This is a genomic window from Streptomyces sp. Ru62, assembly GCF_002920615.1.
Classification (GTDB): Bacteria; Actinomycetota; Actinomycetes; order Streptomycetales; family Streptomycetaceae; genus Streptomyces.
Map to the genome: position 1 here is coordinate 103425 of NZ_PQSU01000018.1, position 19605 is coordinate 123029.

Annotated in this window: 17 protein-coding genes; 9 read left to right on the forward strand and 8 right to left on the reverse strand. The window is 69.3% G+C overall.

Going from position 1 to position 19605, the window contains the following annotated elements; all coding sequences use genetic code 11:
* The first annotated feature begins 3 nt into the window (after positions 1 to 3).
* From C3492_RS24710 to C3492_RS24720, 3 genes are read left to right on the forward strand one after another with little or no spacing between them, the layout of a single operon-like run.
* Positions 4 to 960, forward strand: a complete 957-nt coding sequence (locus C3492_RS24710) for a carbohydrate ABC transporter permease (RefSeq protein ID WP_103814106.1) — start codon at positions 4 to 6, stop codon at positions 958 to 960.
* A complete protein-coding gene (locus C3492_RS24715) occupies positions 957 to 1775 on the forward strand; it encodes a carbohydrate ABC transporter permease (protein WP_103814109.1) in 819 nt (272 codons plus the stop codon). The genes C3492_RS24710 and C3492_RS24715 overlap by 4 nt, the downstream gene beginning before the upstream one ends.
* A complete protein-coding gene (locus C3492_RS24720; protein WP_103814111.1) occupies positions 1772 to 4156 on the forward strand; it encodes a glycoside hydrolase family 3 N-terminal domain-containing protein in 2385 nt (794 codons plus the stop codon). Before C3492_RS24715 ends, C3492_RS24720 begins: the two co-directional genes overlap by 4 nt.
* Positions 4157 to 4379: 223 nt before the next feature.
* Here the strand turns inward: C3492_RS24720 and C3492_RS24725 are convergent, their stop codons facing one another.
* Both C3492_RS24725 and C3492_RS24730 read right to left on the reverse strand, forming a co-directional pair.
* Positions 4380 to 6503 (reverse strand): CHAT domain-containing protein, encoded by a 2124-nt coding sequence (locus C3492_RS24725; RefSeq protein ID WP_103814113.1) that lies wholly within the window; start codon positions 6501 to 6503, stop codon positions 4380 to 4382.
* A gap of 24 nt (positions 6504 to 6527) precedes the next feature.
* Complete coding sequence (locus C3492_RS24730) at positions 6528 to 7235, reverse strand: tetraspanin family protein (protein WP_103814115.1); 708 nt, start codon at positions 7233 to 7235, stop codon at positions 6528 to 6530.
* Between the two features lie 144 nt (positions 7236 to 7379).
* Between C3492_RS24730 and C3492_RS24735 the strand changes: the two genes are divergently transcribed.
* The gene (locus C3492_RS24735; protein ID WP_146075708.1) at positions 7380 to 7703 is read left to right on the forward strand and encodes a CU044_2847 family protein; all 324 of its coding nucleotides are present in this window, start codon (positions 7380 to 7382) and stop codon (positions 7701 to 7703) included.
* Positions 7704 to 7709: 6 nt separating this feature from the next.
* Here C3492_RS24735 and C3492_RS24740 read toward each other — a convergent pair whose 3' ends face one another.
* From C3492_RS24740 to C3492_RS24760, 5 genes are all read right to left on the reverse strand, one after another.
* Complete coding sequence (locus C3492_RS24740; protein WP_103814119.1) at positions 7710 to 9728, reverse strand: beta-galactosidase; 2019 nt, start codon at positions 9726 to 9728, stop codon at positions 7710 to 7712.
* 26 nt (positions 9729 to 9754) lie between these two features.
* Positions 9755 to 10642 carry a carbohydrate ABC transporter permease gene (locus C3492_RS24745; protein WP_103814121.1) on the reverse strand — a complete coding sequence of 296 codons (888 nt, stop codon included), beginning with the start codon at positions 10640 to 10642 and terminating at the stop codon, positions 9755 to 9757.
* Positions 10639 to 11619: a carbohydrate ABC transporter permease gene (locus tag C3492_RS24750; protein ID WP_103814123.1), complete on the reverse strand. Its 981-nt coding sequence runs from the start codon at positions 11617 to 11619 to the stop codon at positions 10639 to 10641. Before C3492_RS24750 ends, C3492_RS24745 begins: the two co-directional genes overlap by 4 nt.
* A gap of 8 nt (positions 11620 to 11627) precedes the next feature.
* On the reverse strand, positions 11628 to 12941 hold the full coding sequence (locus C3492_RS24755; RefSeq protein WP_103814125.1) for an ABC transporter substrate-binding protein: 1314 nt from the start codon (positions 12939 to 12941) through the stop codon (positions 11628 to 11630).
* Positions 12942 to 13208: 267 nt separating this feature from the next.
* Complete coding sequence (locus C3492_RS24760) at positions 13209 to 14000, reverse strand: GntR family transcriptional regulator (protein ID WP_103814127.1); 792 nt, start codon at positions 13998 to 14000, stop codon at positions 13209 to 13211.
* A 176-nt stretch (positions 14001 to 14176) separates the two neighbouring features.
* On the opposite strand from C3492_RS24760, the gene C3492_RS24765 reads away from it, so the two are divergent.
* The 5 genes from C3492_RS24765 to C3492_RS24785 all read left to right on the forward strand — a co-directional run bounded on the left by C3492_RS24765 (position 14177) and on the right by C3492_RS24785 (position 18540).
* On the forward strand, positions 14177 to 15196 hold the full coding sequence (locus C3492_RS24765; RefSeq protein WP_103814129.1) for a sugar ABC transporter substrate-binding protein: 1020 nt from the start codon (positions 14177 to 14179) through the stop codon (positions 15194 to 15196).
* Positions 15196 to 16272, forward strand: a complete 1077-nt coding sequence (locus C3492_RS24770; protein WP_103814131.1) for an ABC transporter permease — start codon at positions 15196 to 15198, stop codon at positions 16270 to 16272. Before C3492_RS24765 ends, C3492_RS24770 begins: the two co-directional genes overlap by 1 nt.
* A gap of 3 nt (positions 16273 to 16275) precedes the next feature.
* Positions 16276 to 17187, forward strand: a complete 912-nt coding sequence (locus C3492_RS24775) for an ATP-binding cassette domain-containing protein (RefSeq protein WP_103814133.1) — start codon at positions 16276 to 16278, stop codon at positions 17185 to 17187.
* A 2-nt stretch (positions 17188 to 17189) separates the two neighbouring features.
* Positions 17190 to 18098: a sugar phosphate isomerase/epimerase gene (locus C3492_RS24780; protein WP_103814135.1), complete on the forward strand. Its 909-nt coding sequence runs from the start codon at positions 17190 to 17192 to the stop codon at positions 18096 to 18098.
* 247 nt (positions 18099 to 18345) lie between these two features.
* Positions 18346 to 18540: a hypothetical protein gene (locus C3492_RS24785; protein WP_103814137.1), complete on the forward strand. Its 195-nt coding sequence runs from the start codon at positions 18346 to 18348 to the stop codon at positions 18538 to 18540.
* Positions 18541 to 18589: 49 nt separating this feature from the next.
* Here the strand turns inward: C3492_RS24785 and C3492_RS24790 are convergent, their stop codons facing one another.
* Entirely contained in the window at positions 18590 to 19594 is a 1005-nt protein-coding gene (locus C3492_RS24790; RefSeq protein WP_103814139.1) for a Gfo/Idh/MocA family oxidoreductase, read from the reverse strand.
* Positions 19595 to 19605 lie beyond the last annotated feature (11 nt).

Sequence of the window (19605 nt, forward strand, 5' to 3'; positions counted from 1 at the left end):
CTCATGACCACACAGCTCACGAGCGCTCCGCCCTCCGCCGTGCCTTCCAAGAAGGCCCGGCGGCGGCCGGAGGACTCCTACACCGCACGCGGCACGCGCCCCGGCTTCGGCTGGGCGCTGCCCGCCACCCTGTTCTTCGCCCTCTTCGCCCTCGCACCGCTGATCATGGTGGCGGTGCTGTCCTTCATGAGCTGGAACGGCCTGGGGTCACCGCAGTTCGTCGGGACGGACAACTGGGAGCGCATCCTCGACGACCCCGTCATGATCAAGAGCATCTGGCTCACCCTGCTGCTCACCGCCCTGGGCGTGGTCATCCAGACCCCGCTGAGCATCGTGCTCGGCGTCTGGGCCGCCGGACACCAGCGCAACCGCGCCGTCCTCTCGGCGATCTACTTCATCCCGCTGCTGCTGTCCTCCACCGCGGTGTCGGTGCTCTGGCGGGCGCTGCTCGACCCGAACTTCGGCATCCCCGCGCGCATGACCTGGCTGTTCGGGGACGGCAACCTGTTCGGTGAACAGGCCTCGGCCATCGGGGTGCTGGCCTTCGTCAGCACCTGGCAGTTCACGCCGTTCCACACGCTGATCTACCAGGGCGCCGCCCGGGCGATCCCGCCGGTGCTTTACCAGGCGGCGGAGATCGACGGCGCGGGACGCTACCGCCAGTTCTTCCACATCACCCTGCCGCAGCTGCGCAACTCGATCGTCACCTCGATGATCCTGATGATCGTCGGCGGGCTCACCACGTTCGAGACCGTGCTCATCCTGACCCAGGGCGGACCGGGCACCGACACCACGATCAGCGCCTACTACATGTACCAGAAGGCGTTCAAGGGCTTCGACTTCGGCGCCGGTTCGGCCATCGCCCTGTGCCTCGTCGTCGCCGCCACGGTGGTCTCGCTGATCGTCGTCCGCGTCTCCGGCTACGACAAGATGCGCAGCGACATGGAGGGGGTGTCATGAGGCGCCGCCCCAACCACCTCGCCGGAGCGGGCTCGATCGTCTGGCTCGTCCTGGTGGGCCTGCCGCTGTACGTGATGCTCGCCGCGACCCTGCGCACCCGGCAGGACTACGCGAAGAAGGGCCCGCTGTCCTTCCCCGGCGACTTCACCCTCGACAACTACACCGGCGCGTTCGACTCGGGCTTCGGGCAGTACTTCCTCAACACCATCATCGTCACCGTCTGTGTCGTCGCCGTGGTGCTGCTGCTCGTACCGCCCCTGGCCTACGCGATCGTGCGCAGCCGCAGCCGTGTCACCTCGCAGATCTTCCGGCTGTTCCTGCTGGGCCTCGCGATCCCCGCCCAGGCCGTCATCGTGCCGATGTTCTACCTGATCAGCGAGGCCGGTCTCTACGACAACCTCCTCGGTGTCATCCTGCCCACGGCCGCGTTCTGCCTGCCGATGTCCGCGTTGATCCTCAGCGGCTCCATGCGCGACATCTCCCCGGAGCTGTTCGAGGCCATGACGGTGGACGGAGCGACCCCGCGGCGGATGTTCTTCCAGCTCGTCGTGCCGCTCTCGCGCGGCGGCCTGTCCACGATCGTGGTGTTCTCCGCGCTCCAGGCATGGAACGGCTTCCTGTTCCCGCTCGTCCTGACCCAGTCCGACTCGACCAAGGTCATCACCCTGGGTCTGTACAACTTCCAGACGGAGCACGGGATCGACATCCCCGGCCTGCTGGGAGCCGTGACGCTGTCCATGGTGCCCGTCCTGCTCGTCTACCTGTTCGCCCGCCGCGCCCTCGTCCAGGGCCTGATGGGCATGGGAGGAAAGTGACCACCAACGTGGCCGTAGAGACCACCCCCGAGATCCCCCTCTGGAACGACCCGACCCAGGACATCGGCACCCGCGTGTCCGCGCTGATCGACGCGATGACCGTCGAGGAGAAGATCGCCCAGCTGTACGGCGTGTGGGTCGGCGCGTCCGACGAGGGCGGCGAAGTCGCCCCGCACCAGCACGACATGGAGGAGGCCGTCGACCTCGACGCGCTTCTGCCGGCCGGGCTCGGCCAGCTGACCCGCCCCTTCGGCACGGCGCCCGTCGACCCCGCGCTCGGCGCGCTCTCCCTGCTGCGCACCCAGACCCGGATCGCCGCCGCGAACCGCTTCGGCATCCCCGCCCTGGCCCACGAGGAGTGCCTGGCCGGGTTCGCCACCTGGGGCGCCACCGCCTACCCCGTCCCGCTGTCCTGGGGCGCCACCTTCGACCCCGCCCTCATCCGCCGGATGGCCGCCGCCATCGGCCGCGACATGCGGTCCGTCGGCGTCCACCAGGGCCTCGCGCCCGTCCTGGACGTGGTGCGGGACGCCCGCTGGGGCCGCGTCGAGGAGACCATCGGAGAGGACCCCTACCTCGTCGGCAGCATCGGCACCGCCTACGTCCAGGGCCTGCAGTCCGCCGGTGTCGTCGCCACCCTGAAGCACTTCGCCGGCTACTCCGCCTCCCGCGCCGGGCGCAACCTCGCCCCCGTCGGCATGGGCCCGCGCGAGCGGGCGGACGTCCTGCTGCCCCCCTTCGAGATGGCGGTGCGCGAGGGCGCCGCCGACTCCGTCATGCACGCCTACACCGACACCGACGGGATGCCCTCGGCGGCCGACGAGGACCTGCTCACCGGTCTGCTCCGGGACACCTGGGGGTTCGAGGGCACGGTCGTCGCCGACTACTTCGGCATCGCCTTCCTCAGCACCCTGCACGGTGTCGCCGGCGACTGGGCGGACGCGGCGGGCACGGCCCTGCGCGCGGGCGTCGACGTGGAGCTGCCCACCGTCAAGACGTTCGGTACGCCCCTGGCCGAGGCCGTCGCCGCCGGCCGGGTGCCGGAGGCGCTGATCGACCGCGCGCTGCGCCGGGTGCTTCTCCAGAAGGCCCGGCTGGGCCTGCTCGACGCGGACTGGAACCCGGTCCCGGCCGCCCTCGGCGGAGCGGACCTGGACGACCCCGACGCCCTGCGCGGCACGGTCGACCTGGACACCGCCGAGAACCGCGAACTGGCCCGCACCGTGGCCGAGGAAGCGGTCGTCCTGCTGCGCAACGACGGCACCCTGCCCCTCGGCCGGCCGCGCCGCATCGCCCTGATCGGCCCCAACGCGACCGAACCCACGGCCGTACTGGGCTGCTACTCCTTCCCCCAGCACGTCGGCGTGCACCACCCGGAGACCCCGCCCGGCATCGACCTGCCCACCCTGGAGGACGCCCTCCGGCGCGAGTTCCCCGACGCGGAGTTCACCGTCGTACGCGGCACCGGCGTGGACGACGGCGACATCAGCGGCATCGCCGAGGCCGTCGACACCGCGCGCCGGGCCGACGTCGTCGTCGCGGCGCTCGGCGACCGCGCGGGCCTCTTCGGCCGGGGCACCAGTGGCGAGGGCTGCGACGCCGAGTCCCTGGCCCTGCCCGGTGCCCAGCAGCGTCTGCTCGACGCACTGCTCGACACCGGCACACCCGTGGTGACGGTCCTGCTGGCCGGCCGGCCCTACGCCCTCGGCCGCGCCGTGGACGAGGCCGCCGCCCTCGTGCAGTCCTTCTTCCCCGGGGTGGAGGGCACCACGGCCATCGCCGGCGTGCTCAGCGGCCGGACCAACCCGTCCGGACGGCTGCCCGTCAGCGTGCCGCGCGGTACCGGCGGCCAGCCCGCCGGCTATCTCGGCGCCCGGCTCGCCCAGGCCAGCGACGTGTCCAACATCGATCCCACGGCGGCCTTCGCGTTCGGACACGGCCTGTCGTACACGTCCTTCGAGTGGGGCGAGCTGACGGTCGACCGGCCGGAGGCGGACACGAGCGGCGCGTTCGCCCTCGCCCTGACCGTGCGCAACACGGGGGAGCGGGAGGGCACCGAAGTCGTTCAGCTCTACCTGCACGACCCGGTCGCCTCGGTCGTCCAGCCGGTGCAGCGCCTCGTCGGCTACGCCCGGGTCCCGCTCGCCCCGGGCGAGGCCCGCCGGCTGCGGGTCACCGTGCCGGCCGACCTGGCCTCCTTCACCGGCCGCGACGGGCGCCGGGTGGTCGAACCGGGCGAGCTGGAGCTGCGGCTGGCGGCGTCCAGCAGCGACGCACGGCTGACGGCGACGGTGACCCTGACCGGGCCCGCACGCCAGGTGGACCACACCCGCCGGTTCCACGCGCGCTTCGAGCAGGAGCCGGCGCACCCTGCCGTGTGACCCACCCCCGCGCCGTGGCCCGCTCCCCGAACCGACGGGGAACGGGCCACGGCGCGGTCAGCCCCGCTCCACGGTGACGGTCACCAGGCCGCCCGGACCGGCCGTCACCCAGGCCCGGCCCGCCGTACGGCGTACGACGGTCGCGCCGCCGTCGGCCGTGACCTACGGATGATGACGCATATGACTCAACGGGATGGATGTCACGGCACGTTGTGGGATGGGGTCACCGGTCGTCCTCGGGAAGCCTGAGGCTGCGCACCACCTTGTCTTCGCCCCCGCTGGCGAGGAACCGGCCGTCAGGGTAGAACGCCACGGCGTTCACCGAGCGGTCGTACCTGACAAAGAGCAGTGACTCGCCCGTGGCAGCCGACCATACGCAGACGCTCCCGTCCTCGCTGCCGGTCGCGAGCATGGTGCTGTCAGGACTGAAGGCCACCGACCGCAGGCCGGCGTTGTGCTCCACACGGAAGAGCGCAGTCCACGTCTCCGTTTCCCTGATCTCGCAGGAACGGTCCTGGCTGCAGGTGGCGATCTTCCGACCGTCCGGGGAGAAGGCGACCCCGAGCACAAAGTCGCGGTGGGAGATCCGCGTCTGCTGGCGACCCGTGTGGTCCCAGACGTATGCGTTCTTGTCCTCGGATGACGTAAGCAGCAGGCGCCCGTCTGGGCTGAACCTGACAGCTTTGACCGCGCGGGCATGGCGCAGGACGAGTACACGGCTCGTGGTGCTGAGGTCCCATATGCAGACTGTCGCGTCCGCGCTGCCGGTGGCCAGGTATCGCCCGCTGCCGTCGAAGTCGACCGCGTTGACGAAGTGGCGATGCGCCAGCTCGGCGTCCACGGATCCGGTCGACATGTCCCAGACGCGCGCGAAGTTGTCCGTGCTGCCGGTGGCGAGTCTACTGCCGTCGGGACTGAAGGCGATCGCGTTGACCATCGTGCTCCACCCGCCGAGCCGGCGCTCCCACGTCGATCGGCCGGCGACCACGTCCCAAACCCGGATGAGTTTGCGGGAGCCGGTGGCGAGCAGACGCCCCTGTGGGTGGAGAGCCAGACTGACCACCCAGTGCCCGGTGTCGATCACCGTGAGGGGTGTGATGCCAAGGGACGTCGTGCTCGATGGAGGCGGGGGCCTTCGACCGGGCGGCGGCGAAAGTTGCCGGAAGGACGGCTCGGTTCTTTCGTCACGCTGCGTCTCACGTTCGAGCTTCTTGATGTCCTCGGCCACTTGCCGAGGGGGAGTGGGCGGTCGCGGAGAGGTGAGGTCGAAGAGCCGGGCGTCACCACTGCGCTGGTACAGGACGGGCGTGAAGCACTCGAGGCTGTCGTCCTTGTCGGCCCGCAGTGCGATACGGCCCGTGCGTACCGCCTCGTCGACCGGTCGGTTGGCCGCGAGGGCCTGGTAGAAGGCCCGGGAGAAGAGCACGGCAGCCTTGTCGGTCACCGGAAACTGCATGGCCACCACGGCCGGCACCGTGTACTCCAGCTTGGCTGCCGTGCTGGAGAACAGATCCCGCGCGTGGGAGGTTCCCGTCTCGCAGCTGTTGAGCACGACGAGACGTGGTGCGGGTTCGGCGACGCTGATGAGCGAGCCGAGCGCATCGGCGTGCAGCGAATCCTGCCGGCCCTGCTCATCGGCAAAGACGATCATTCCCTGGCGACGTTGATCGTCGAACTTCCCGTGCCCGATGAAGTGGAAGATGTGGCAGCCGTGAAACAACGCGTCGAAGAGATGCTGCTTGGTCTGCCCACCCACCCAGTCGAGCTGCACCATCCCCTCGTCCATGAGCGGCTTGAGCGCGGCGCTCAAGCCCTCCCGCTCCGTCTCCGCCTCCAGAGTGCCCAGCGAGCCGGGGAGGGCCACCATGCCCAGGATTCGCAGTGGCGGCTCCACGCGCAGCGGTGAGACTGGCTCCAGCATCTCCACGTAGCGGATGATCGGGTGGTGCAGGCACAGGTAGCCGCCGAGCTTCGCGTCGTACAGCAGCTCCCAGGGCAGGGCCGCGAGCTCCGGGGAGCGGACCCGGAGAATCATGCGCAGTCGGCGGCCGCGTTCCTGAGCCTTCTGCCTGCTGGACAGGTAAAGCGCCTTGATGCCGCTCTGAAACACGGAGTCGAACAGCGTGCCGCCGACCTGCCGGGCGGGCGCCTCCAGGCCCGTTCCTCCGCTCCGTGAGCGCGCGGCGGACCCCAGTACGGCCGCCTCCAGGGAGGGCAGTCGGCTCAACAGGGCGTCCGCGTCGATTCCGGCGATCGCGGTATCCTCGCCGCACGGCGACGATACTTCGATGCGGTAGCCGCCGGGCGCCTCGCTCACCTCAAGCACGAAATCAAACTCGGCCGCCATGGCGCCCTTCTTCTCTCCGGCCGGTCACTGCCCTGATCGGGCAACGGTGTGTGAAGGTGTGGCGGGGGCTTTGTTCTCATCCCCTTCGGGTACGGAGCCGTTGCCGTTCAGCCACTTGAGAAAGTCGGCATGATGCCGAGGATTCGAGTCCTGGGCAAATACGACTATGTTGAAGCGACGGTCCGTGTAAATGGCAATCGCGGTGTTTCCGGCCATGTAGCAGGCTTGATCGCCCATGGTGACGGTGTTGTCACCGAGTATCCACTCCTGTTTACTCCCCTTCTTGACGTCATCGACGGAGCTGCACTCGGCTCCCGGTAGATCGCTGGGGTCGGCCTTGTGCAACCAGTATTGTTGCATCGAGTCGACGTCGGGGAACATGGTGATCCACGCGGCTTCCGGTGTGGTGTTTTCGTCAGTGCTGGTGCATTCTATTCCCGCCGCCCCCTTAGGGACTTCAGCAGCTTCCGAGCAGTCCATTGCAGCCTTGATGTCGGACGGAACGTGGGTTTCGAGTTCCGCCATCGAGGGGCCGCGCTTTTCGGTCTCGGTCGCTACCCCCCACATTCCACCGGCCAGGAGGAGTACGCCCAAGATGGCAAGTGCGATGCGGGGCGCCCGGTGCATTTTGGGAATGGTCATCAGGCGCCGGGAAATGCCGCTGCCGATCAGGGCGGCGGCCAGCAGGAGAACGCCGATAGCTATGAGAACGATCTCGACGGCGAGTGGCATGGCTCCGCTCCTTCCTCCGAGTGGCCGCATCCCCTACGGCCTAGAGCCCACCGACCCTGTCCTTGTCCTCGGCGCGCGCACTCAGGAATTAGAGAAGCATCAACTACCTGGCAGTCATCGCTATTTTGTGCTAATTCTGATTTTATGGCGATTGTGGAGTTCCCGCTACGTGACGGTGGCGTTGTGCTCGTAAGAGTCTCCGACGAGCAGGCGCAGAGCCCGGTGATCACTCGGGGAGGGTCGGCCTCCGTGATGATCGAAAAGGCCGAGGGCACTTTCGATTCCCTCAGCCGCGCCGTGCGCGCAGTGGCCCACGGCATGGCTGCTCAGATGGAAGGACTCGTGCAGCGCCCAGATGTTCTCCTCGTCGAATTCGGTGTCGAATTGAACGCCCAAGCAGGAGCGGTCATCACGACGGCTGGTGCCTCGGCTCAACTGAAAGTCAGCCTGACATGGAACAAGTCCTGACCGGGGTCACGCACTTCGCGGCTCCCGCACGACGGCCACGTCTCCGGGTGCGACGGTGACCGTGCCGGTCGTCCCCTTGCCGGTCAGCAGCTCGAACGAGCCCGGGGCGACCGGGACTTCGGCGCCCTGGCCGGTGTGGTCGATGACGAACAGGTAGTCCGCCTCCGGGCCGCGCCGGCGGACCACCTCCACCCCGGGCGGAGCGGTCCGCACCGGCGTCACGCCCGCCTCCTCGCGGATGCGGTCCAGCAGCGTGGCCAGCGTGACGGGGTCCGGCAGGGTGGCCAGGTACCAGGCGGAGCCGGTGCCGTGTGCGAGGCGGGTCACCGCCGGAACCCCGGCCAGCGGGCCGTCGGCGTAGGAGGCGACCGCCTCGGCACCCGCGAGCCGCAGCCGCTCCGACCACAGGGAGCCCGTGGCCCCGTCCGGCACGGCACCGGTCAGCGCGACCGGCTCCCCGGGCAGCAGCGGGAACGGCTCGTCGGAGCGGACGCCCAGCACCTCCCGGAACGCTCCGGGGTAACCACCCAGCCGGGCATGGCAGTTCTCGTCCACCGCGCCGCTGTGGAAGCCGGCCGCCAGGGTGCCGCCGGCCTCGGCGTACGCCGTGAGGTTCGCCGCGCCCGCCTCGTCGACCAGGTACAGGTTCGGGGCCAGCACCAGCCGGTAGCCGGTCAGGTCCGCGTCCGGCCGGACGAAGTCCACGGCCACGCCCGACCGCCACAGCGGCTCGTACCAGGCCCGGACCAGGTCCAGGTAGCACAGCTCGCCGCTCGGCTGGGAGGGGAGCTCCAGGGCCCAGCGGGCGTTCCAGTCCCAGACGATCGCGACCTCGGCGGTGCCGGTGCTGCCGCGCACCTCGGCCAGCGCCTTCAGGTCGGCGCCGAGCCGGACCACGTCCCGCCAGATCCGGCTGTCCGTCCCGGCGTGCGGCACCATCGCCGAGTGCCACTGCTCGGCGCCCGCCTTCGACTGCCGCCACTGGAAGTAGGCGATGCCGTCCGCGCCGTGCGCCACGTGGGCGAGCGCGTCCCGGCGCAACTGGCCAGGTCCCTTCGCCCGGTTGACGGGCTGCCAGTTCACCGCGCCGGTCGAGTGCTCCATCAGCAGCCACGGGCCCTGTGCGAGCGAGCGCGTCAGATCGCCGCTGAGCGCGATGTCGATCTGCGGCTCGGGGTCCGTGGACCGCAGGTAGTGGTCGTTGGAGACGATGTCCAGCTCGGGGGCCCAGCGCCAGTAGTCCAGGGCGTCGAAGCTGAAGTTCACCATGAAGTTGGTGGTCGCCGGGATCGCGGGCGCCGCCGCCCGGAGCACGTCCCGTTCCGCCGTGTACAGCGACAGCAGTTCGTCGGAGCAGAACCGCCGCCAGTCGAGCTGGTGCGTCGGGTTGGACACGGCGCCGGTGGCGCGCGGCGGCAGGACCTCCTCCCAGTCGTAGTACCACTGGGACCAGAACGCGGTGCCCCAGGCGTGGTTGAGGGCCGCCAGGTCGTCGCCGTAGCGGTCGCGCAGCCAGCGCCGGAAGGCCGCCGCGCTGGTGTCGCAGTAGCAGGCCGCGTTGTGGCAGCCGTACTCGTTGTGCACGTGCCACATGCGGACGGCCGGGTGGTCCGCGTACCGTTCGGCGAGCGCGCCCGCGATGCGCAGCGCGGCCTGCCGGTAGGCGGGGCTGGACGGGCAGAACGTCTGGCGGCTGCCGTAGGAGAGGGTACGGCCGTCCCGGTCGGTCGGCAGGGCCTGCGGGTGGGCCCGGAAGAACCAGGCCGGCGGCGCCGCCGTGGGCGTGGCGAGGTCGGCGGCGATGCCGTTCTCGTGCAGCAGGTCCAGGATCTTGTCCAGGCGCGAGAAGTCGTACGCGCCCTCGGACGGCTCCAGCAGCGCCCAGGAGAAGATGCCGACGCTGACCAGGTTCACCCCGGCCTCGCGCATCAGGCGCATGTCCTCGGCCCACACCTCCTCGGGCCACTGCTCGGGGTTGTAGTCGCCGCCGTAGGCGATACCGGGGACGGACAGGGTGCGCTTCACGGTCGTCTCTTTCAGGTGCGGGCGCCTCAGCCCTTGTTGGAGCCCAGGGTCAGGCCGCTGACGAACTGGCGCTGGAGCACGAAGTACACGATCAGGGTGGGGATCGCGGTCAGCAGCGCGCCGGCGGCGACCAGGTTGGGGTCGGTGAAGTACTGCCCGGAGAGGTTGTTCAGCGCCGAGGTGATCGGCATGTTCTCGCCGGTGGAGATCAGTACGAGGGCCCAGAAGAAGTCGTTGTAGATCCAGATGGACAGCAGGGTCGCCAGGGCCGCCATCGCCGGCTTGCACAGCGGCAGCGTGATCTGCCAGTACAGCCGCCACACCGAGGCGCCGTCGACCAGCGCGGCCTCGGTCAGCTCGTGCGGCAGCGAGCGCATGTAGTTGCTCAGCACGAAGGCGCAGAAGCCGGACTGGAACGCCACGTGGATCAGGACCAGGCCCAGCGCGGAGTCGTACAGCTTGCCGCTCGCGGTGATGCCCGGCAGGTCGGTGAGCAGGTACAGCCGGTACAGCGGGGTGATGATGACCTGCTGCGGCAGCAGGTTGCCCGCCGTGAAGACGAGCAGCAGCGCCAGGTTGAGCCGGAAGTCGAAGCGGCTGACGTAGAAGGCGACCATCGAGGACAGGAACAGCGTCAGCAGCACGGCCGGCACCGCGATGATCAGCGTGTTGCCGAAGTAGTGCAGCATGTCCGACTGCTGGAACGCGTGTCTGAAGTTGTCGAAGTTCAGCGTGTCCGGCCAGGAGACGTATCCCTTGGCGCTGGTCTCGCTGTACGGGCGCAGGGCCGAGAAGACCGCCCAGAGCAGGGGCGCCAGCCAGGCGAGGGCGGTGCCCGCGAGGAAGACGTGCAGCAGGATCCGGGCCGGCCGGACGGGGGTACGCCGCTTTCCCAGGGCGCTGGCGGTGCTCATGCGCGCCGCTCCTTCCGGAAGGTGGCGATCAGGTACGGGATGATGACGGCGAGGGAGATCACCAGCAGGACGACGGCGATGGCGGAGCCGTATCCGATGCGGCTGGACTCGCCGATGATGTTGTTGGTGACCAGGATCGACAGCAACTCGGTGCCCTGGGCGCCCTTGTTGAAGACGAAGACCAGGTCGAAGGCGCGCAGTGCCTCGATGATGGTGACGACGAGGACGACCGTGTTGGTCGGGCGCAGGGTCGGGAAGATGACGTTCTTGAACGTCTGCCACTCGTTGGCGCCGTCCAGCGCGGACGCCTCCCTGAGCGACGGGTCGACGCTCTTCAGGCCGGCCAGGTAGAGGATCATCATGTAGCCTGCGTGCCGCCAGGACGCGGCGATCAGGACGGCCCACAGGTTGAGGTCGGGGTCGCCGATCCAGTCGATGTAGTGGCCGGGCTTGTTGGCGCCGATGATGCTGTTGATCAGGCCGGTGTCCGGGTTGTAGACGAGCTGCCAGACGAAGCCGATGCACGCCATCGAGATGACGACGGGCAGGAAGTACGCGGTCTGGTAGACGCGGCTGAACCGGATCCGCTTGTCGAGCTGGACCGCGAGGAACAGGCCGAACGGCGTCGGGATCAGGATCAGTGCGACGAACCAGATGACGTTGTGCTGGACGGCCGGCCAGAACTGCGGGTTGTCGGTGAAGAGTTGCTTGAAGTTGTCCAGGCCGACCCACTTGATCGAGTCGAACCCGATGCCGTCCCAGGTGGTGAAGGCAAGGAAGATCGAGGCGAGGGCGGTGACCCAGACGAGGATCACGTGCAGGACGGTGGGCACGCCCGCCATGAGGGCGAGCGTGATCCGGTCACGGCGGGTCAGCAGGCGAGCGTGTCCCTGCGAGACCCGCTTCTTCGCGGGCGCGGCCCCCGGAGCCGGCACGGCCGCCGGCTCCGGGGTCTTCGTCGTCGTGTCGGTGGTCATCGGGGCGCTCACGAGGACGCGAAGATGGTCTTCTTCTGGCGCTCGATGGACGACAGCAGGCTGTCCACGCCCTTGGGGTTCTGGAGGAACTTCTGCAGGCCCGGCTGCATCACCGTGGAGGTGAAGTCGGGGCGGCTGTCGCGGTCCATGAACTGGGTGAGGCTCTTGGCGGCGCCGATCATCTCGAACGCCTTCTTCTGCAGCGGCGAGTAGGAGGAGGTGTCGGCCTTGCTGGAGGCGGCGACCACGCTCGGGTCGGTCTTCAGGTACAGCTCCTCGGCGGCGGGGCTGCCCAGGTACTCCAGCAGCTTGACGACACCCGCGTGGTTCTTCGGGGACTTGCTCACCATGAAGCCGTCGGTCGGCGCCTCGACGGTGTCCTGGCCGTACGCGGAGTTGATCTCCGGGAAGGCGAAGAAGTCGAGGTCGTCCAGGTCGGCCTTGTTGGTGAACTGCTGGGCCACGAACGAGCCGAGGAGGTACATGCCGGCCTTCTTCGCGACCAGGCTCTGCGCGGCGTCCTGCCAGGTGCGGCCCATGAAGCCGTCCTGGTGGTAGGGGAGGATCTCGGCCCAGTGGTCGAAGACGTCCTTCACCTTGGCGTCGGTCCAGGACGCCTTGCCGGCCATCAGCTGAACGTGGAAGTCGTAGCCGTTCAGGCGGAAGTTGATCTGGTCGAAGGTGCCCATCGCCGGCCAGGCGTCCTTGTCGCCGAAGGCGATCGGGACCAGGCCGTCCTTCTTCATCTGCTTGCACAGGGAGACGAAGTCGTCCCAGGTGGTGGGGACCTCGTAGCCGTGCTGCTGGAAGACGCTCTTGCGGTAGAAGACGGCCCACGGGTACGTGGTCATCGGGACGAAGTAGTACTTGCCGTCCTCACCCTTGCTGAGCTTCTTCATCGCCTCGGGGAAGTTGTCCCCGATCTTCGCCCACACGTCGTCGATCGGCGAGGCCAGCTTCTTCGCCGCGAAGAACTGCATGCGGTAGCCGGCGAACCAGTTGAACACGTCGTCCGGGGTGCCCTGCAGATACGAGTTGATCTGCTCCTGGAAGGTGTTGTGGTCCTTGGTGTTCACGTCGACGGTGATGCCGGACTGCTTCTTGAAGGCCGCGTAGACGCTCTCGAAGGCCTTCTTGGGCACCGCGTCCGAGGCGTTGGAGCCCAGGGTGACGGTCTTCGGGTCGGAACCGGAACCGCTGCCTCCGCAGGCGGACAGCAGGGGTATGCCGGCGCCGGCGAGCAGGGCGGCACCGCCCGCTCCGCGCAGCAGGGAACGGCGGCTGGGGCCCGGGACGGAGAGACCGGAGGGCGAGAGGCGCATGGCGGCTCCTGATGCATACAGGGTTCGGCCAAGGGGATGAGTTGATCACTGAAAGGTTCGAAACCGCTCAGAAATCAACTCGACCGAACATCGTGGGCGTAATAACAGCCCCATGTCCGCTCATGCGTCAATAGCTCCGGTGCCACTGAGGTGTCTCTTGCCCGAAACGTAATCGTCACCGTCACCTGCACCGTTGACGACGGCGGGACGCAACGGCCCCCACGGCCCGGCCGGCCGAGGGGGCTGTGTGAAACAGATCGTTCCGTTTCAGCTTCTGACCAGCAGTTGGAAGTCGAAGGCGTACCGGGACGCCCGGTAGACGTGGCTGCCGTGCTCCACCGGTCGGCCCGCGTCGTCGTAGGCGGTGCGCCGCATGGTGAGCAGGGCCGCGCCCTCCGGCTCCTCCAGCAGGGCGCCCTCCTCGGCGCTCGCGGCGCGGGCGCCGATGGACTGGCGGGCGCTGTGCAGGACGATCCCGGCGGAGCGCAGCATCCGGTACAGGCCCGTGGACTCCAGCCGCTCGGTGCCGAGTTCCAGCAGGGCGGCGGGCAGGTGGTTGCGCAGGAACGCCACCGGCCGGCCGTGGGTGCGGCGCAGCCGCTCCAGTACGACGACCTCGGCGCCCTCCGGGAGGCCCAGGGCGGCGGCCACGTCGGCGGGCGCCGCGATCCGCTCGTTGCGCAGCACCCGGGTGGTCGGACCCTGTCCGGCCGACTCCAGGTCGTCGTAGAGGCTGCTGAGTTCCAGCGGGCGTCTGACCTGGCTGTGCACCACCTGCGTCCCGACCCCCCGACGCCGCACCAGCAGCCCCTTGTCGACCAGGGACTGGATCGCCTGGCGGACGGTGGGCCGGGACAACCCGAGCCGCACCGACAGGTCGACCTCGTTGCCGAGCAGATTCCCCGGCACCAGCACGCCGCGCTCGATGGCCGCCTCCAGTTGCCGGGCGAGCTGGTAGTACAACGGGACCGGGCTCGACCGGTCCAGGGCGAAGGTCACGGGATCCAGCGCGCGATCACCCGGTGCCGTTCGCTGCGGGGTGCGGTGTACTGGGCTCATGTCCCTCAGGTGTAGGCCCCGGCGCCGAAGGTGTCAATGGTTTGTACTTACATTCGGACCTGCTTGTGAAATGATGTCTTAACAAAGTATTGACAGCGGGCTCGACAGAGGCTTGTATCCCGTCCCAACGCAACAGCGTCCTTGCCCCGTCGCACGCACAGTGAGGTGCTGGAAAGATGGACCGCTCTTCTCGTCCCCGCTCCCGCAGACTGGCCCCCCTCGTGGCGGTGGCCGCCGCGGCAGCCCTCACCCTCGCCGGCTGCTCCAGCAGTTCCGGCGGCAAGAAGGCCGAGGAGGAAGCGGCGAACCCCTCCGCGGGCAAGGCCGACACCCCCCGCATGACCGTCGCCCTGGTCACCCACCAGGCGCCCGGCGACACCTTCTGGGACACCGTCCGCAAGGGCGCGGAGGCCGCGGCGGCCAAGGACAACATCAAGCTGATCTACTCCGCCGACCCCAACGCGGGAAACCAGGCGAACTACGTGCAGAACGCGATCGACCAGAAGGTCGACGGCATCGCGGTCACCCTGGCCAAGCCCGACGCGATGAAGGGCGCGATCGCCAAGGCCCAGCAGGCCGGCATCCCGGTGGTCGGCCTCAACTCCGGACTGAGCGACTGGAAGAAGCTCGGCCTGCTGGAGTTCTTCGGGCAGGACGAGAGCGTGGCGGGCGAGGCGTTCGGCAACAAGCTCAACACCACCGGCGCGAAGAAGATCGTCTGCGTGATCCAGGAACAGGGCAACGTGGGCCTCACCCAGCGCTGCGACGGCGTGAAGAAGACGTTCAAGGGCACCACGGACACCCTGTACGTGAACGGCACCGACATGCCGTCGGTGAAGTCGACCATCACCGCCAAGCTGAAGCAGGACAAGTCCGTCGACACCGTCGTCACCCTCGGCGCCCCCTTCGCGCTGACCGCGGTGCAGTCGGTGGGCGACGCGGGCAGCAAGGCGAAGGTGGCCACCTTCGACCTCAACAAGGACCTGGTCAAGGCGGTGCAGAAGGGCACCATCGAGTTCGCCGTCGACCAGCAGCCCTACCTCCAGGGCTACCTGGCGGTCGACTCGCTGTGGCTCTACAAGAACAACGGCAACTACAGCGGCGGCGGTGAGCAGGCCGTGCTCACCGGCCCGGCCTTCGTGGACAAGTCCAACGTCGACAAGGTCGCCGGGTTCGCCGCGAAGGGCACCCGGTGATGAGCATGACCCAGCAGGCTGAGCCGGCGGTCGGCAGGCCGCCGGCGTCCGGCCCGAAGCAGACCGACGGCCGCACCGCCCGGCGCCCGCTGGCCCTCAGGCTGCTGGCCCGGCCCGAGGTGGGTGTCTTCCTCGGCGCCGTCGCCGTCCTGGTCTTCTTCCTGGTCACGGCGCCGCCGGTGCGCGACGGCAGCTCGATGGCGAACATCCTCTACCAGTCCTCGACCATCGGCATCATGGCCCTCCCGGTGGCCCTGCTGATGATCGGCGGGGAGTTCGACCTCTCCTCCGGCGTCGCCGTGATCTCCTCGGCGCTCACCGCGAGCATGCTCAGCTACCAGCTCACCGTGAACGTGTGGACGGGTGTGATCGTCGCCCTGATCGTGTCCCTCGCGATCGGCGCCTTCAACGGCTGGATGGTGGTGAAGACCGGGCTGCCCAGCTTCCTGGTCACCCTGGGCACCTTCCTGATCCTCCAGGGCACCAACCTCGCGGTCACCAAGCTGGTCACCGGCAATGTCGCCACCGACGACATCAGCGACATGGACGGCTTCGACCAGGCCCGGAAGATCTTCGCCTCCTCCTTCGACGTGGGCGGGGTCCAGGTGAAGATCACCGTGGTCTGGTGGCTGGTCTTCGCCGCCCTGGCCACCTGGGTGCTGCTGCGCACCAAGTACGGCAACTGGATCTTCGCCGTCGGCGGCAACAAGGACAGCGCCCGCGCGGTCGGTGTCCCGGTGAGGTTCACCAAGATCACCCTGTTCATGCTGGTCGGCTTCGGCGCCTGGTTCGTCGGCATGCACAACCTGTTCTCGTTCAACACCGTGCAGTCCGGCGAGGGCGTCGGCCAGGAGCTGATCTACATCGCCGCGGCCGTCATCGGCGGCTGCCTGCTCACCGGCGGCTACGGCTCCGCGATCGGCCCGGTCTTCGGCGCCTTCATGTTCGGCATGGTGCAGCAGGGCATCGTCTACGCCGGCTGGAACCCCGACTGGTTCAAGGCCTTCCTCGGCGTGATGCTGCTCGGCGCCGTCCTGATCAATCTGTGGGTCCAGCGCACGGCGACCCGGAGGTAAGCGATGACCGACAACACCACGGGCACCCACGGCGCCGTCCTCCAGGACGGCGCGCCCACCCCCGACGGGCTCCTGGTCGAACTCCGCGGCGCCGGCAAGTCCTACGGCAACATCCGCGCCCTGCACGGCGTCGACCTGAAGGTCCACGCCGGCCGGGTGACCTGCGTGCTCGGCGACAACGGCGCCGGCAAGTCCACCCTCATCAAGATCATCTCGGGGCTGCACCAGCACACCGAGGGCGAGTTCCTCGTCGACGGCACCCCGGTGCGCTTCACCACCCCGCGCGAAGCCCTCGACAAGGGCATCGCCGCCGTCTACCAGGACCTCGCCACCGTCCCCCTGATGCCGGTGTGGCGGAACTTCTTCCTCGGCTCCGAGATGACCAAGGGCCCGTGGCCGCTGCGCCGGCTCGACATCGCCCGCATGAAGGAGACCGCCGACCAGGAACTGCGCAACATGGGCATCGTCCTGGACGACCTGGAACAGCCCATCGGCACCCTCTCCGGCGGCCAGCGCCAGTGCGTCGCCATCGCCCGCGCCGTCTACTTCGGCGCCCGCGTGCTCATCCTGGACGAGCCCACCGCCGCCCTCGGCGTCAAGCAGTCCGGGGTGGTGCTGAAGTACATCGCCGCCGCCCGCGACCGCGGCCTCGGCGTCATCTTCATCACCCACAACCCCCACCACGCCTACATGGTCGGCGACCACTTCAGCGTCCTGCGCCTCGGCACCCTGGAACTGAGCGCCGAACGCAGCGAGATCGGCCTCGAAGAGCTGACCAACCACATGGCCGGCGGCGCCGAGCTCGCCGCGCTCAAGCACGAGCTGGCCCAGGTGCGCGGCGTCGACGTGGAGGAGCTGCCCGAGGAGGGCGACCTCAGCGCACCCGTGGCGACCTCCCCGGAAGGAACCCCCTGATCATGGCGCACCCCACCCCGCTCGACCGCATCCGGGTCGGCTCCGCCCCCGACTCCTGGGGCGTCTGGTTCCCCGACGACCCCCAGCAGGTGCCCTGGGAACGCTTCCTCGACGAGGTCGCCGAGGCCGGCTACGACTGGATCGAACTCGGCCCCTACGGCTACCTCCCCACCGATCCCGCCCGGCTCACCGACGAGGTGGCCAAGCGGAACCTGAAGGTCTCGGCGGGCACGGTCTTCACCGGCATGCACCGCGGCCCCGCCGTCTGGGAGGAGACCTGGGCGCACGTCAGCCAGGTCGCCGCGCTCACCCAGGCGATGGGCGCCCGGCACCTGGTCGTCATCCCCTCCTTCTGGCGGGACGACAAGACCGCCGAGATCCTGGAGCCGCCCGAGCTGACCGCCGGGCAGTGGGCCCATCTGACCAAGGGCATGGAACGGCTCGGCCACGAGGTCAAGGAGACCTACGGCCTGGACATCGTCGTGCACCCGCACGCCGACACCCACATCGACACCGAGGAACACGTCGAGCGCCTCCTGGACTCGACCGACAGCGAGCTGGTCAACCTCTGTCTGGACACCGGGCACTACGCCTACTGCGGCGGGGACAGCGTCAAGCTGATCGAGACCTACGGCGAGCGCATCGGGTACCTGCACCTCAAGCAGGTCGACCCGGACGTCCTCGCCGAGGTGGTCGCGGGCGGGGTGCCGTTCGGACCGGCCGTGCAGCGCGGCGTGATGTGCGAACCGCCCTCCGGGGTCCCGGAGCTGGGGCCGGTCCTGGAGGCGGCGCAGAAGCTCGGTGTGGAGCTGTTCGCGATCGTTGAGCAGGACATGTACCCGTGCGAGCCGGACAAGCCGCTGCCCATCGCGGTACGCACCCGGCGCTTCCTGCGGTCCTGCGGGGCGTAGGGTCTTTCGTTCTGGCCGGATCAGGGAGCAGGGTCTGGTGGCGCGGTGCCAGGGCCCGCGAGCCCGGCGTGATCCGAACGAAAGGCCCTGGGGGGCCGGGTGCACACGACCGGGCCGCGGTGCCGACGACCGCGGCCCGGTTCCTGCGCTGTCCCGGGGGATTCGGGCACCGAGCGGCCGGGAACCAACGGGGGCACACGGGCGTCTGACCGACAACGGGGAACGCCCGCGCGGACGGGAGGACGAGATGACACACCGTACGGACCCACGCACCACATCCCAGGACCCGACCGACGCCGCCGCCCGGCGCCGCGACCGCTTCGGCGCGCTGCCGGAGCGGATACGCCCGCAGGACACGGTGGAGACGAAGCCGGCGACGGTGCCGGACCCGGCGCGGGACACCTACAACCCGGACGAGTGGCTGATCCGGTACTGCGGCTGACGGACACGCCGACGGCGCCGGGCAGCTGCCCGGCGCCGTCGGCGTGCGGTCAGACCGTCCGTACCTCCGCGAGGGTCACCGGCCGGTGCTCGTGCAGCGACAGCGTGCAGGCCTCCGCGATCCAGCCGGCCTCCAGGGCGTCCTCGACGGTGCACGGCGAGGTCCGGGTGCCGGCCACGACCTCGGTGAACGCGGTCAGTTCGGCGCGGTAGGCGTCGGTGAAGCGGTCCATGAAGAAGTCGTGCGGGGTGCCGGCCGGGAAGGTGATACCGGGCTCGACCGAACGCAGCGGCAGCTTGTCGTCCAGGCCGACGGCGATGGAGTCGGCGAAGCCGTGCAGTTCCATGCGCACGTCGTAACCCCGCTTGTTGTGCCGGGAGTTGGACACCACCGCGATCGTGCCGTCGTCCAGGGTCAGGATCGCCCCGGTGGTGTCGGCGTCGCCCGCCGCCTTGATGTAGTCGGCGCCCCGGTTGCCGCCCACCGCGTACACCTCGGTGACCTCACGGCCCGTCACCCAGCGGATGATGTCGAAGTCGTGCACCGAGCAGTCACGGAAGATGCCCCCGGACGCGGCGACGTAGGCGGCCGGCGGCGGCGCCGGGTCCAGGGTCGTGGACCGGACCGTGTGCAGCATGCCCAGCTCACCGGCCTGCACGGCGGCCCGCGCGGCGACGAAGCCCGCGTCGAAGCGCCGGTTGTAGCCGATCTGGATGGGCACGGCGCTGCCCTGTACGGCCTTCAGCACCTCGACGCCCTCCGCCATGGTGCGGGCGACCGGCTTCTCGCAGAAGACCGGGACGCCCGCCTCGACGCCGGCCAGGATCAGGGCGGGGTGGGCGTCGGTGGCCGCCGCCACGACGAGACCGTCCACGCCGGCCGCGAGCAGGGCCTCCGGCGAGTCCGCGACCTGTGCGCCGAACCGCTCAGCGGCGGCCTTGGCCGCCTCCGCGAACGGGTCGGCGACGACGAGCGACTCGACGGCGTCCAGTCCGGCGAGGGTCTCGGCGTGGAAGGCGCCGATGCGGCCGAGGCCGAGGATTCCGATACGCATGCGGTACTGCT